This window comes from Terriglobus aquaticus (genome assembly GCF_025685415.1).
Classification (GTDB): Bacteria; Acidobacteriota; Terriglobia; order Terriglobales; family Acidobacteriaceae; genus Terriglobus; species Terriglobus aquaticus.
Genome location: NZ_JAGSYB010000001.1, coordinates 299,484 through 314,189 on the forward strand (window position 1 = coordinate 299,484; position 14,706 = coordinate 314,189).

General features: G+C 62.7%; 11 protein-coding genes. 5 read left to right on the top strand and 6 right to left on the bottom strand.

What is annotated here, in order from left to right; translation table 11 throughout:
- Positions 1–54: 54 nt before the first annotated feature.
- Both OHL12_RS01355 and OHL12_RS01360 read right to left on the bottom strand, forming a co-directional pair.
- A complete protein-coding gene (locus OHL12_RS01355) occupies positions 55–2,535 on the bottom strand; it encodes an ATP-dependent Clp protease ATP-binding subunit (RefSeq protein WP_263412045.1) in 2,481 nt (826 codons plus the stop codon).
- A gap of 285 nt (positions 2,536–2,820) precedes the next feature.
- A complete protein-coding gene (locus tag OHL12_RS01360) occupies positions 2,821–3,510 on the bottom strand; it encodes an ABC transporter ATP-binding protein (RefSeq protein WP_263412046.1) in 690 nt (229 codons plus the stop codon).
- A gap of 52 nt (positions 3,511–3,562) precedes the next feature.
- On the opposite strand from OHL12_RS01360, the gene OHL12_RS01365 reads away from it, so the two are divergent.
- Positions 3,563–3,838, top strand: coding sequence for a hypothetical protein (locus OHL12_RS01365; protein ID WP_263412047.1), 276 nt, complete (start codon positions 3,563–3,565; stop codon positions 3,836–3,838).
- Here OHL12_RS01365 and OHL12_RS01370 read toward each other — a convergent pair.
- The 4 genes from OHL12_RS01370 to OHL12_RS01385 form a co-directional block, all read right to left on the bottom strand.
- Entirely contained in the window at positions 3,835–4,242 is a 408-nt protein-coding gene (locus OHL12_RS01370) for a GNAT family N-acetyltransferase (RefSeq protein WP_263412048.1), read from the bottom strand. The two genes, OHL12_RS01365 and OHL12_RS01370, sit on opposite strands and share 4 nt — an antisense overlap.
- Complete coding sequence (locus OHL12_RS01375) at positions 4,239–6,854, bottom strand: [protein-PII] uridylyltransferase family protein (RefSeq protein WP_263412049.1); 2,616 nt, start codon at positions 6,852–6,854, stop codon at positions 4,239–4,241. The genes OHL12_RS01370 and OHL12_RS01375 overlap by 4 nt, the downstream gene beginning before the upstream one ends.
- 38 nt (positions 6,855–6,892) lie before the next feature.
- Positions 6,893–7,231 (bottom strand): P-II family nitrogen regulator, encoded by a 339-nt coding sequence (locus tag OHL12_RS01380; RefSeq protein WP_263412050.1) that lies wholly within the window; start codon positions 7,229–7,231, stop codon positions 6,893–6,895.
- 117 nt (positions 7,232–7,348) lie between these two features.
- Complete coding sequence (locus tag OHL12_RS01385; RefSeq protein ID WP_263415045.1) at positions 7,349–8,662, bottom strand: ammonium transporter; 1,314 nt, start codon at positions 8,660–8,662, stop codon at positions 7,349–7,351.
- A gap of 314 nt (positions 8,663–8,976) precedes the next feature.
- Between OHL12_RS01385 and OHL12_RS01390 the strand changes: the two genes are divergently transcribed.
- The 4 genes from OHL12_RS01390 (at position 8,977) to OHL12_RS01405 (ending at position 14,691) form a co-directional block, all read left to right on the top strand.
- A complete protein-coding gene (locus OHL12_RS01390; RefSeq protein WP_263412051.1) occupies positions 8,977–9,678 on the top strand; it encodes a hypothetical protein in 702 nt (233 codons plus the stop codon).
- 4 nt (positions 9,679–9,682) lie between these two features.
- The gene (locus tag OHL12_RS01395) at positions 9,683–10,297 is read left to right on the top strand and encodes an NADH-quinone oxidoreductase subunit B (RefSeq protein WP_263412052.1); all 615 of its coding nucleotides are present in this window, start codon (positions 9,683–9,685) and stop codon (positions 10,295–10,297) included.
- 438 nt (positions 10,298–10,735) lie between these two features.
- Complete coding sequence (locus OHL12_RS01400) at positions 10,736–12,385, top strand: OmpA family protein (protein ID WP_263412053.1); 1,650 nt, start codon at positions 10,736–10,738, stop codon at positions 12,383–12,385.
- Positions 12,386–12,597: 212 nt separating this feature from the next.
- Positions 12,598–14,691: a WD40/YVTN/BNR-like repeat-containing protein gene (locus OHL12_RS01405; protein WP_263412054.1), complete on the top strand. Its 2,094-nt coding sequence runs from the start codon at positions 12,598–12,600 to the stop codon at positions 14,689–14,691.
- The last annotated feature ends 15 nt before the right edge of the window (positions 14,692–14,706 follow it).

Genomic DNA, 14,706 nt, shown 5'->3' on the forward strand with positions numbered 1-14,706 from the left:
TCGCTTTCGCAGAGCGCCCGTGGGCCGTACTGTGTTCCGTTCGTGTGAGTGACGCTACACGAGGCTGAGTGCGGAGCCTTCTACCTGCTCGTCACCTTCCTGCGAAACAGGACGGTAGAAGAGCTGATCGGGTCCCAGATAGACCTCAAGGAATGCCGGCCGCTGGGTGATGCTGCCAGCAATCAACGCCTCGGAGAGCGGGTCTTCCACATAGCGCTGCAAGGCGCGGCGCAGAGGACGGGCACCGTAGCTGCGGTCCGTCAGCGTCTTGTCGAGAATCCATTTCTTGGCCTCATCGTTCACGCTGATCGTGATCGCCTTGTGCACCAGGTTCGCGTTCAACTGCTGGACCAGGAGTTCAAGGATCTGCATCAGGTCGCTGTCCGACAAGGCAGTGAAGACAATGATCTCGTCCAGACGATTGATGAACTCGGGGTTGAAGGCCTTCTTGACCTCACCCTTCACCATCTCTTCCATCTTGTCCGCGACCACCTCGTCCTTGCTGGACTGGAAGCCGAGACCTTCACGCTTCATCAGGTGCTTGGCGCCAATGTTCGACGTCATGATGAGGATCGTGTTCTTGAAATCGATGGTGTTGCCCAGACCGTCCGTCAGGTGACCGTCTTCAAACACCTGCAGCAGCAGGTTGAAGACGTCCGGATGCGCCTTCTCCACTTCGTCCAAGAGGACGACGGAGTACGGCGACCGCTTGACCCGTTCGGTGAGCTGACCACCCTCCTCGTAACCCACGTATCCCGGAGGCGAACCGATCAGCTTGCTCACAGAGTGCTTCTCCATGAACTCCGACATGTCGAAGCGGATCAGGCTCTTGTCCGAACCGAAGAGGAACTGGGCCAGCGTGCGCGCCATTTCCGTCTTGCCCACGCCGGTCGGTCCCAGGAACAGGAACGATCCGATCGGCCGGCTCGGGTTCTTGAGCCCGGCACGCGAGCGGCGGATCGCACGGGCCAGGGCGCTGATTGCCTTGTCCTGTGAGATGACGCGCTTGTGCAGCTCTTCTTCAACGCGCAGCAGCTTCTGCGTCTCTTCTTCCTTGATCGACGTGATCGGCACACCGGTCCAGCGGCTGACAACGTCCTCGATGTCCTCGCGGGTCACGATGCCGGCACTCGAATCGTCCAGATGGTACTTGTCGCGGAGGGCGCGCAGGTTGTCGCGCTCCTTGCGTTCCTCGTCGCTGTAGAAGCGCGCCTTCTCAAACTCCTTGTTGGAGATGGCATTTTCCATGCGGTGCACGATGAACTTGATACGCTTCTGCACATCGATCAGCTCGTCGGGCAGGGTGGTCTGCCGCAGCTTCACACGAGCACCCGCCTCGTCGATCAGATCGATCGCCTTGTCCGGCAGGAACCGGTCCGGAATGTAGCGATTCGAGTGCGAGACAGAGAAGCTGATTGCGTCGTCGGTATAGCTGACGGCGTGGAACTTCTCGTACCGCTCCTTGATGCCCATGATGATCTTTACGGCATCTTCCTCGTTCGGCGGCGGCACCTTGACGGCCTGGAAGCGGCGCTCCAGCGAGCGATCCTTTTCGATCGACTTGCGGAACTCGCCCGGTGTCGTCGCACCGATGCACTGGATCTCGCCACGGCTCAGCGCCGGCTTGAGGATGTTCGCTGCATCTAGCGAGCCTTCGGCCGAACCCGCACCCACCAGCGTGTGCAACTCGTCAATAAAGACGATGCAGTTCTGGTTTTCCATCAACTCTTTCATGATGGTCTTCAGGCGCTCCTCAAACTGACCGCGGTACTTGGTTCCGGCCACAATCAGCGACAAGTCGAGCGACAGCACCCGCTTGTCCGCCAGGAAGCTCGGCACTTCTCCGTCAGCGATCTTCTGCGCTAAGCCTTCTACGATTGCGGTTTTACCCACGCCCGGTTCGCCGATCAGCACCGGGTTGTTCTTGGTGCGGCGGCACAGGATCTGGATCACCCGATCCACTTCTTGGTCGCGGCCCACAAGAGGATCCAGCGACTGGTCTGCTGCGGCCTGGGTCAGGTCGCGGCTGAACTCCGCCAGCATGCTCTGCTCCTGCTGCTGCTGGCCACCGCGCTGCTGCTGCTTCTGCTGGGCAGCCGGTTTTTCCTGTGTGCTGCGCTGCAGTTCCTCACGAATCTGCGGCAGCCGGAGACCACGCTCCATCAGGATCTCTGCGGCGAAGCACTTCTCCTCGCGCAGAAGCCCCAGCAGCAGGTGCTCCGTTCCAATGTGTTTGTGGCTCAGCCGTTCGGCTTCTTCCGCCGCGTAGGCCAGGACGCGCTTGCACTCATTGCTCAGCGGCAGGTCCACGCTGGTGGACACCTTTTCACGAATGGTCGTGTGCCCTTCAATCTGCTTGCGGATGGACTCGACCGACGCGTGCGACCGCAGAAAGCGATTCGTCAGCGCCTTGTCCTCACGCAGAAGTCCGAGCAGGAGGTGTTCCGTTTCGATGTACGGCGACCCGAACTGGCTCGCCTCGTAGCGCGCAAAAAAGATCACGCGCCGCGCTTTCTCCGTATAACGCTCGAACATGCTCCCCCTTCGGCGTCCGTGGCAGCGTTTGCGGCCAGGCAGCCAATGGTTCCTTGCCCGTCGCCCTCAAAAGCGGTCGCCGTATGCGCCGTTTCTGTGGGAAACTCTTTCGGTGTTGCCGACCCGTCAAAGCCCGGCACACCGTTCCACTCTGTTCACGTTGCGCTAAGTCTATCTTTTCTTCGAATACGTCTACGGGATGCACCGAAGGTTAGGCAACACCCTACCAGCAAATCTGCGTGGCTCGGGACTTATTGGACGCTTCTCGGTGGAAAAAGAAGCATCTCAGGCGGTTTCGCGCGAGGCGCGCACGCCGCCCAGCCGTAGTACCCGGCCACATCGCTGGGCAAATGCCTCATTGTGAGTCACCAGGACCGTTGTCATCCCAAATTCGCGGTGGACTCGTTCCATCAGCTGAAAGATCGCCTCACCGGTGCGCGCGTCCAGGTTGCCGGTGGGTTCGTCGGCCAGCAGCAGCCGCGGTTCCGTCACCAGCGCCCGCGCCAGGCTCACCCGCTGCTGCTCGCCTCCGCTCAGTTCACCGGCGCGGTGTTCCGCCCGGCTCTCCAATTCCACCTCGCGCAGCCAGCGCAGCGCACTCTGTCGTGCTTTCGGTGGCGCCATTCCGCGTGCGAGCAGGGGCATGGCGACGTTCTCTGCCGCAGTGAACTCCGGCAGAAGATAGTGGGCCTGCCACACATACCCAATCTGCTGATTGCGAAACGCCGCCCGGTCCGCAGGGTCAAGCGAACTCACCACTGTCTGACCCACCTGCACGGTCCCGCTGGTAGCCGTATCCAGCCCGGCCAACAGGTGCAGCAGCGTGCTTTTGCCGGTGCCGCTCTCACCCACGATCGCCAACATGCTCCCTGCGGGGACGTCGAAGCTTAGCTCCTGAAACAGCACGACCGGCGGAAGACCTGGCGTGCGGTACTCCTTGCTCAGGTTGCGCACGATTACTAGCGGGTCAGCCATGTCTCCATACTACGAAGCCCTCCGCGGTCGACGTCGACGCATCTGAACTCGCATGATTCACCAGTTGCTCAACGCCGATCCGGACACGCTTCCGCCCGTGCTGCGGGCTTTGCAGCTTGCCGCGCGCGGAGACTGGCACGGAGCGCACGAATTGGCACAGGCCGGAAACGACCGGAACAGCGCATGGGTCCACGCCTACCTGCACCGCCAAGAAGGTGACCAGTTCAACGCGGAGTACTGGTACCGGCGCGCTGGCCGGCCCGTCTTTCAGGGATCTCTGGACGCCGAGTGGAACCACATCGCGGATGCGCTCTATACGAACTCCTAATTTTCCGGATACCGGGTGTCGAGGATCACGCGGTCAACTCGATCGCTCGCAAAGCTCTCGCACCCCTGCTCGCGAGCCCACATGCGTGATTCCCTCAGCAACGCCCTGGCGATCCCGGAGTGGCGCATCGGCTCACAGACATACAAGCCTTCGACATAGCCCACCCGTTTCCCGGGCAACTCCGGTAGATCTCTCCGGATAGACAATTCCGCGAAGCCAACAATTGCTTCCTGCGTTTCCGCGACCAGCACGTGTTCCGGATCGACTGTCTGTCCGGCGAAGAAGCCGTGGATAACCTCGCCATGCTCCTCATCCTCGCCCGGCCACAGCGCGTAGCGCATCCGCTCCCACACGAGCCAGTCTTCAGGCGTGATCGGGCGAATGGAGACTGGTGGATTGCTCATCCATGTACGTCCGGAGTAAGCGCCGCCTCCAACGCCTTTTGCAAATCCGGCAGGTCGGCTGCATCGAGCACCGTCCCGTCGCGCCGCAGATAGAACACGTCGATGGCCGTGTCGCCCTCGGTGTCGATCAACGCCACCACGATGTCGCATCGTGCCTCGCCTAATGCTTGCGCAACCGTGTACAGCAGACCCGGCTGGTCCTGCGCGATCACCTGCACGATGGTGGCGTGCGAGGACGAGGTTGTGTCGAACTGCACGCTCGTTTCCACGTGAACCAGCGGATCGCGGCGCCGGCTGCGGCGTCGTGCGGCGATCATGCGGGCGGCCGCACCCTCGTCAAGCACTGCGTCGTGAACCGCTTTCAGCAGCCGGTCACGCTCCTCAGGGTTCAACTCCAGAGTTCGAAAGCCATCGGTGAAGCGGAAGCTGTCCACAACCACACCGTGTGCATTGCTGAATGCGTCGGCCGTGATGATGTTCATGCCAAAGCTCGAGAGGACACCGGCGATCCGAGCGAACAGCATCTGCCGATCGGGCGTGACCAGCGTGATCTCGCTGCGGTCCGCCCGCCAGTGCAGGTCCAGTTGCACGGCGTCCGTTGCGAGCCGCTTGCTCATCTCGAAATGTGTGCGAATCTGCTCCGGCGAACGCGTCTGCAGGTATCGCTGCGGAAAGCCCTCCAGGAAGCGCAGAGCCTCGCGGCTCTCCCCGGGCAGCAGGGCAGTGATGCGCTGCACCAGATCGCTGGAAACCCGGGCATCCACTCGCTCATCGTCCACATTACGGTCCAGGTAATTCGACGTCTGGATGTAAAGGCGCCACAGGTTTTCGGCCTTCCACGGCGTCAGCGCATCCGGGTGGACAGCGTTGATGTCTGCATAAGTGAATAATGTGAGCATGCGAAGCTCTTCCGGCGTCTGGACGCAACCGGCAAACGCTCGCACTGTCTCCGCATCGAAGATGTCCCGCCGCAACGCGGCGCTCATCTCCAGGTGATTCTCGATCAGCCGCAGCACCAGGCCGCTCTCAAACGAGTCCCGATCGAGTCGCGCCAGGACCGCGCGGGCCAGCCGCGCACTTTCTACGGTGTGGCTGCCCATGGATCGGCCCTTGCCAGTATCGTGCAGAAGCGCTGCCAGGAACAGGAGTCCCGGGTGCTGCACCTCGCGCATCAGGCCGGCGAAGCGGCGCGCCCACTCTGCCATGGGGCCCTTCGTTTCGCCCACGGAAGACAGCCCGTGCAAGGTGTCCAACAAGACAAAGGTGTGCTCGTCAACCGTGTAGCGGTGATACGCGTCCCGCACGACCAGAGCGTCAATGCCGTGGAACTCCGGCACGGTCAACTCCAGCAAACCCTGGGCGTGCATCGACCGCAACGCCAGGCCCGCGTAGCGCCCGCACAGGATGCGTTCCATCTGTCGCCACAGGTGCTCGCCCTCGTCCATCTGCGCGTTCAGCACGGGTAATGCCTCTTCCACGCGGTCCTGCGATTCGCGGCTCATGGGCACGCCGCTTTCGCTCACGGCGGCAAACGCGCGCATCACCGCTTCGAAGTCCTGGGCCGGGTCGAAGCCGTTCGAACGCTGCAGGCGGAGCTGCCCGCCCTCAACCACGAATTCCTGCGCGGCGTCCTTGCGGCGCAGGAACTGCGGAACCCGCAGCAGCGGCTTGCTGCTGGGCAGTGCTGCCACACTCTGCTCCAGCCGCCGCTCCACCGCGCGCGCATACCGGAAGTACATCTGCATCCAGTACGCCGGATCGCGTGTTTCCGCATCGATCCCAACGCCCTCTGCAGCAGCGGCGTCCTGGGCCTTCCAGTCCAGCGCATTCACGTCGCGGCCATTGCGGAAGTGGAGAAAGCACCGGCATGATGCGAGGAAGGCGAAGGCGCGCTCGAATTCCGCCGAACCCGCCGAGTTCTCGCGCAGACGGTCTGCCGAGGGCGCAATCTTCCCGATCCACCCGCAGACATTCGCGTCCCGCAAACCGCCGGGGCAGTCCTTGATGTTGGGTTCCAGGTGGAAGATTGTGTCGCCATACCTGGCGTGCCGCTCTCGGGTAAGTTTCAGCAATCGCGCAGCGAGGGGCCGCCGCTCGGCCGCCAGAACGCCCGGTACCACCTCGTCGCAAACCCGGTCCGCCAGCACCCGGTTACCCACGAGCGCCCGAGCGTCCAACAGGGACAGCGTGAATTCCGTGTTCTCGGGATCGAACCGCTGGCACTCCGCAACCGTCCGGGTCGTGGCAGCCACGCGCACACCGGCATCCCACAGCGCCTGAGTCAGGGACCGGATGCGGTCTTTGAACTCCCGTTCTCCGCCAGCCTCCGCCACCACGAACAGCAGGTCCAGGTCAGAGGCGGGAAAAAGCTCGCGCCGGCCGTATCCGCCCACGGCCAGCAGGGCAGGGCCATCGACGGCATCTTCTGGGCCAACAGAACGGGCCCAGAGCGCGCGCACCATCCGGTCCGCCGCATCCGACCGCGCCAGGATGGCCTGAGGTCCGCGGTACTGTGGCTCGCTGAAGAAGCGGGTGCGAATCGCATCCATCGCGGCGCTGTAGTCTGCCGTGGGGTCCTGTGGCAGGCCGCCCGCATTTGGCTCATGCTGCATTAGCGCGCCTCCGGTCAGCCTGAGTCCTGCTGCACTCTTTAGAGTGCAACCTCGCCGCGATCTTCGTTGCGGATGCGAATCGCTTCATCCACCCGCGAGAGAAAGATCTTGCCATCACCAATCGATCCGGTCTGGGCTGCCGTAAGAATGGCTCGCACAGCGCGGTCCACCACGGCATCCGGAATCACCGCTTCGATCTTGATCTTCGGCAGGAGATCGACCGAGTACTCGCGTCCCCGGTAAAACTCCGTGTGGCCTTTTTGCCGACCGTGGCCGCGCGCCTCCAGGATGGTCATTCCCGTCACCCCGGCTTCGATCAGAGCTTCCTTCACCGCGTCCAGCTTGCCGGGCTGAATGACTGCTTCAATCTTCTGCATCGATTCTCCTTGCCACTCGTCGGGTGGCAGCAACGGGCTATTCTCGCATTCACGGCCGCGGTGCTGGCAAGGGAGGAACCTGATTCATCTCCCCCGCCAGCGTGTGCCGGCTACTTGCTAGTGGGCGACAAGCTCCGAGTGATACCCCTCTTCGCCGTGCTGCGAAAGGTCGAGGCCTTCCGCCTCGTCAGCCGCGCTCACCCGCAATCCGATCGTCTTGTCCACCACGAACAGAAGGATCAGCGTGCCAACGATCGAGACACCCCAGGCAATCGCCACACCGATCAACTGGTTCACGACCTGGTGCACGTTCCCGTCCGCCAGGCCTACAGCCTTGCCTGCGCCGTAGGCAGGATTGATCACCACCGTCGCGAACACGCCCGTCAGGATGGCTCCCATCGTGCCACCGGCGCCGTGCACTCCAAAGGCGTCCAGCGAGTCGTCATAGCCAAACTTCGCCTTGACGAAGAAGACCATTAAAAAGCAGAAGACGCCCACGATCAGGCCGATCCAAAGCGCTGCCATCGGCGTGACAAACCCGGAAGCAGGCGTAATACCGACCAGCCCGGCAACGGCTCCGCTGATCGCTCCCAGAGCGGTGGGCTTTCCGGTCTTCAGCCATTCGGCAAGAGTCCACCCGCTGGCTGCCGCTGCTGCCGCAAAGTGAGTGGTAACAAAGGCACTGGTGGCCAACGTCCCGGCGTTCAGCGCGGAGCCGGCGTTGAAGCCGAACCAGCCCACCCAAAGCAGCCCGGCGCCAATGCAACTCAGCACCACACTGTGCGGCGGCATAGCTTCACGGGGGTAGCCGATCCGCTTGCCCAGGTACAGCGCCGTGATCAGCGCCGACACACCGCTGGTGATGTGCACCACGGTGCCGCCCGCGAAATCGAGGCAGGGAATGCGGCCGCCGGAGATGTTCAGCAAGCCACCCGCGCCCCACACCATGTGCGCCATTGGCGCATAAACAACGATCGACCAGAGCGTCAGAAACACGCAGGTGGCCGAGAACTTCATACGTTCCGCAAAAGCTCCCGTGATGAGCGCTGGCGTAATGATGGCGAACATCATCTGGAAGACCATGAAGGTCTGCTCTGGGATGGTTGGCGCATACGGCGATGGAGCCAGGCCCACGCCCTTCAGAAACACGTGCTCAAAGCTGCCGATCACGCTGTTGCCGTGACCGAATGCGAGGGAGTACAGCACCAGTCCCCAAAGAACGGTGATGATGCCCATCATCGCCATGGTCTGCATCATGGTGCCCAGCACATTCTTTCGCCGCACCAGTCCGCCATAGAAGAGGATCAGCCCCGGCGCACTCATCATCAGCACGAGCGCACTCGAAACCAGCATCCAGCCGTTGTCTCCGGCCATCTGCGCGTTCGCGATCGCGGTCTGCAGGTCGGCATTCTGCTTTTCCAGCGCCGCCATGCGCTTCTCCTGGGCGGCGTCGCTCACGGGAGCCGTAGCGGCGCTGATGCCGTGCACGTTTGCGCCGGGCCCGGAGGCCACCTGGGCACGGGCTGCAGGCACGCCTAGCAGGAGGAGACAACATATCGGCAGTAGAAGCCGACGTAGAGATTCACGCATGGGCAGTTCGACCTTTCGCATGGAGGGAAGGGAGGACCGTCCGCCCGCCTTTTGGTTGCAGGCGGAGACAGGGGCATCGGGGCGCATTTGTGGCGTCCGGAGTACGTCTGTTGCTGAGCTGTTTCCGTTTACTGTACAGGACGAATCGAGAATTCATGCAGACTCAACTTCAGATGTGCTCCCGTGGTTTATTTCTGCTCTTTGTTGCGGCGATCACCCTCACGGTTCCTCTATCCGCTCAGAGCGGGTGCGGGCGGCAGACCCTGGAAGGCGAGGTCCGCCAGGGGCAGGCCTGGCAGCACACCCTCTCGCCGGCGCTCGACCTCAAGCTGGAGGCTGTTCCAGCCGGATGGATGATCCGGGTGCTGCCTCACAACGGCCAGCGTCCGCCGCACGATGCCGCGGAGCTCGCGAACCCGCCGTACCGCTCGCCAACGCCAATCCTGATCTCGACTGACTTCTCCTTCCGCGCGCAGGACGCCGTCGCCTGGAACCCTCGAACGTTCCGGTTCTTTCCCACGGCGGCAGAAACCGCAAAGGCAGAAGCGCTCTACCAGGCGTCCCTTCGAGACCCGCAGCACCCGGCAGCCGTCGCGGACCTTTATCCGCTCATCGCCACCGCTCCCGAGGCGACGCTGCGGATCACGGATGCAGAAATCGTAGGCGGCACCGCCAACCAGACCGCGGCCGCCGCCACTGTCGCCTCCCACCTGGAACAGACCGCACACATCGTGCGCACCGACCTTGCACCCAGTCCGCTGGGCACCCTGTTGCGTCTGCGGTTTCGCATCGATGTGCCGGCTTTTGCCACGAACTGCCACGGAGCAGCGCCAGGTGTGCGACCGTCGCTACAATAGAGGCATGCGTACACCGGCGGAAGAAACCACCAGCAACGGCCGTCCCACCAGCCCCGAGCAGAACGACCGCTACTTCTTTGGCACGCTCGACTCGTTTGGCAAGAACCAGGAAAAGCTGCGCGAGGTGAACTGGGGACCGCAGCAGCCGGAAGGCGTGGTTCTGGCCTCTATGGACGCAGCGGTGAACTGGGTCCGGAAGAATTCGGTGTGGCCCATGACCTTTGGCCTGGCCTGCTGCGCCATCGAGATGATGAGCATGGGCGGATCGCGGTACGACATCGCCCGCTTCGGTGCAGAGGTGTTCCGCCCATCGCCCCGGCAGAGCGACCTGATGGTCGTGGCTGGCCGCGTCTCCCAGAAGATGGCACCAGTGATCCGGCGCCTGTATGAGCAGATGCCCGAACCGAAGTGGGTGATCAGCATGGGCGCGTGCGCTACGTCCGGCGGTGTGTTCAATAACTACGCGCTGTTGCAGGGTGTGAACCAGATCATCCCGGTCGACATCTATGTCCCCGGCTGCCCGCCACGGCCGGAACAGTTGCTGTACGCCATCACACTTCTGCAGGAGAAGATCCAAACCGAGCGTGGCTCCATCAAGCGGAGCCTGAATCTCGCATAGATCGAGAGCGCGCGTCTTACGTTACCCACCGCGGAGACCGGCATGCCGGCTCCGCGGTTGCCGTTTAGGACGGTTGCCGACGCGTGGCGCAGTCTTGTTGGAGGAGTGATTCGCCAGACGTAGAAAATCGGGCATGTGGCAAATATCGACATCGAGCTAAGCAGCGCGGACACGATTTTGAACATCGCATAGGGCATACAACGAATAGCAACGCGTTACTGATTCGGTTCAGAACGCAGTTGCAATCACGACTGGCTGGTGTAAACAAGCACTTATCTAGTCAGGCCCTGTTTGGAGTTTTGTGTAGGTTTCATTACAGATTTTGCGTTGCGCTTGAGGCACTCTGCTATACACTTCAAGCGCGCTTCAAGCAAAGTGCGGGCTGCACTACAGAAAAGCCCGTGTTCATTGGCAAGTATTTCCGCGGAGGTAATCTCGATGTATTCTCAGCAGTTTCGCAAGCTAGGCCGGTGTGTACTGGCTGCAAGCGCAGTCAGTCTGGGCGCACTCAGCCTGGGTGCGCAAACGACCACCGGTGCCGCACCTGCGCCCGCAGGTCCCAACCCGTCGCGTGTCGACCTGTTCGGTGGGTATTCCTACCTTGGGCCGCATGGCGTGGTCAAGCCGGCCAACATCGGCTACGCGTCCGTTGACGAGGGCGCGATTGGAAGCGGTACGTACTGGTTCAACAAGTACGTTGGTGCTCAGCTCGAGTTCTCCGCGCATCCCGGTGGTCGTAACGACGCAGCCTACTTCGCCTCGGGCGGTCTGGCTGTGCGCGCCCCCATGCAGTACTTCACGCTGTTTGCCCACGGCCTGGCCGGTGGCGCACGCGTGGGTGGCCCCAACAACACCCCCGGCAATCCGTTCTACGTAGAGCCCTACCAGTGGGGACCGACCCTGACGGCCGGCGGCGGTATGGATTACGACCTGCCCAAGATCGGTGGCTTCCGCCTGGGTCTGCGTCTGTTCCAGGCTGACTATGTGTACTTCCACGAGGACTTCGGGCCTTACTTCCCGGTTCCGACGAACCAGCAGAACGCGGGTATCCTCGGTGGCCGCGCGAACATCAACAACGCCCGTCTTTCCACGGGTCTGGTCCTGAAGTTCGGTTCCATCGTGCCGCCGCCGCCGGTTACCTATGCCTGCGTCGTCAGCCCGACTTCTGCCTACGCGGGTGACCCGATTACCGTCACCGGTACGGCTGCGAACCTGAACCCCAAGAAGACCCCGACCTATAGCTGGACCTCTGACGGTGGCAAGATCACCGGCACCAGCAACGTCGCAAACATCGACACCACGGGCCTGAACGCCGGCACCTACAACGTGAAGGGCCATGTCAGCGAAGGCGCCAAGCCTGGCCAATTCGCGGACTGCACCGTGCCGTTCACGATCAACCCGCCGCAGCCGCCCACCATCACCTGCTCGGCCTCGCCGTCGTCGGTGAACCCGGGTGACTCGTCCACCATCACCTCCATGGCGAACAGCCCGCAGGGCCGTCCGCTGACTTACAGCTACTCGGCGACCGCTGGTTCCATCTCTGGCACCACGTCGACCACGACGCTGTCCACTGTGGGCGCTGCGCCTGGCACCATCACCGTCACCTGCAACGTTGCGGATGACAAGGGCCAGACCGCTTCCGCTACCACCACCGTCTCGATCACTGCACCGCCGGCGCCGGTTGTGGCCAGCACGCAGCAGCTCTGCACGATCAGCTTCACCAACGACAAGCGCCGTCCGGCTCGTGTCGACAACGAAGCCAAGGCTTGCCTTGACCAGATCGCTCAGAACCTGAACCGTTCGGCTGACTCCAAGCTCGCTGTCACCGGCAACGGTAAGGGCAAGCTCGCTGCACAGCGCGCGGTCAACGAGAAGGAATACCTGACCCACGGTGAAGGCGGCGCTGGTATCGATCCGTCCCGCATCCAGGTCTACACCGGCACCACCGGCGACGACACGGTCACCAACACGCTGATTCCGGCAGGCGCAACCGCTGGCGACTACGGCACCCCGGTCGATGAGACCAAGGTGAAGGCGCAGTCCCGCACCGCGGCCGCCCCGGCTCACCACCGCCGTCACAAGAAGTAACCCGCAGTACAACCGCAAAACGGCTGGCCATCAGGCCAGCCGTTTTCGTTTGTTTGCGTGCTTCGTCTACTCATCCAGGAGCTACACCGGGCCGTTCTTCGCCCAGTCGCGCCCTGGGCAAGGTTGAATTGCAAAACGTGCCATCCTTGGTACCCATCGCGCCCTCCGTGGCTCCTAAAATCGAGAGAAAGCTCTCAACCCCAAGGAATCTCATGAAGTCTTTGCTCCGCCTCTGCCTCTCGTGTTCGCTTGCCGTCTCCGCCTGCACGGCGGCCTTTGGCCAGGCAAGCTGGTTGCCCTTCGGTCCAGACGGCGGCGATGCCCGCGCCTTCGCCTCCGACCCAAGCGATCACAATCACGTGTACCTGGGCTCGCTCACCGGCACTATCTACGACACTCACGACGGCGGCCACACCTGGAATCGCCTGGCTCGCGTGGGCAAGCGCGACGACCTCGCTCTCGACAACATCATCGTCGACCCGAAGAACCCCAAGCACATCCTGGTCGGCGCCTGGGTGCTCGATCGCGCGGACGGCGGCCTCTACGTCTCAGAAGACGGCGGCAAGACCTGGACTGCCAACGCACAGATGAAGGGCCACTCGGTACGCGCCATGACGATGGCTCCCAGCGATCCGAACACCATCGTGATCGGCGCATTGGACGGCGTCTTCCGTACCACGGACGGCGGCAACGCCTGGACTCTCATCTCTCCTGCCGGCAACGGCGAGATTCATGAGGTTGAGTCCATCGCGATCGACCCCAAAGATCCTCACGTCATCTATGCCGGTACATGGCATCTTCCCTGGAAGACGACAGACGGTGGCGAGCACTGGACCAGCATGCACCAGGGCATCATCGACGACTCCGACGTCTTCTCGATCATCGTTGACCCCAGCGACGCTGCGAAGGTCTACCTCTCCGCGTGCTCGGGCATCTACCGCAGCACGGACGGGGGCGCGCAGTTCGCAAAGGTGCAGGGCATTCCCAGCTCCGCCCGGCGTACCCGTGTCCTGATGGAAGACGGCAAGCAGACCAACGTCGTCTTTGCCGGCACAACGGAAGGTCTGTGGCGGACTGCGGACAGCGGCCACACCTTTGAGCGCAACGGCAATCCTTCGTGGATCATCAACGACGTCAGCATCGATCCCACTGACAGCAATCACGTCCTGCTTGCAACGGATCGCACTGGTGTGTTGATCTCCACGGACGGCGGCAAGTCGTTCGAGCCTGCGAACAAGGGCTTCTCGTCGCGCCAGATCTCGGCGATCACGCAGGACCCCAAGAACGACTCCAAGCTGTACGTTGGTGTGCTCAACGACAAGGCAGCAGGCGGCGTCTTTGAGAGCGAAGACGGCGGCCAGAATTGGCAACAGGAAAGCGCGGGTCTGAACGGGGCAGATATTTTCTCCCTGGGGCACACGCCGGCGGGGACTGTGCTTGCCGGAACCCGGCACGGCATCTACCGCCTAGTGGACACCACATGGAAGCCGTCCGGCCTCACCCTGGCGTTGCCTCCTGAGGAGGACGACCGCGCGGCCGCAACGGCTCCGAGGGCAGTTCGCAAGGCCTCTGCCGCGCGCGATAAGTCCGACAGCAACGCCGCAGCGGCAGGACGGACCCGCCAGCGCGCCTCCAGCGCTGCGCCGGTCAAGAGCGGCAAGCGCAGCCTGTCCGTCAGCTCAGCTCCCACCCGCAACGTTCCGCCTGAGGAAGCAACCACCGGCGTCTACGCGCTGGCCAACAACGCGGATCGCGTCTTTGCCGCAACCGAAGACGGCCTGCTCTACTCCGACAACGACGGCAAGAGCTGGAATCGCATCCGTTCGCTGAACGGTGTGGGCTGGCGCTTTGTCTCGGCCGAGGGACAGCGCGTCGCGGTCGCGAACCTCAAGCAGATGTCGCTCTCGACGGACAAGGGCGCGACCTTCCACGCAGTCACGATCCCCACGGAGCTGACGCAGATCGCAGCGGTAGCCGTCGACAACAATGGCCACCTGTGGGCCGGCGGGCGTGAGGGTATCTACCTTTCGGATGATGACGGCGCTACCTGGCACTCGCAGAAGGGCTTGTACGTTCCCAACATCAGCGGCATCTACTACGACGCCAAGAGCCAGCGGGTTCTGGTCACCTCAAACCAGCCCGGCACCATGGTCTTCGCGGTAAACGAGCCAGACATGACGGTCAAGTACTGGGAAACCGGCTGGCACCTGCGGCAGGCACGCTCGGTGGGCGACCACCTGGTCGGCGTCACCGGTTACGACGGCATGGTGCTGGAGCCGAGGATGGTGGCTTCGCGCGAGAAGTAGCCCTGCGTCCTATCA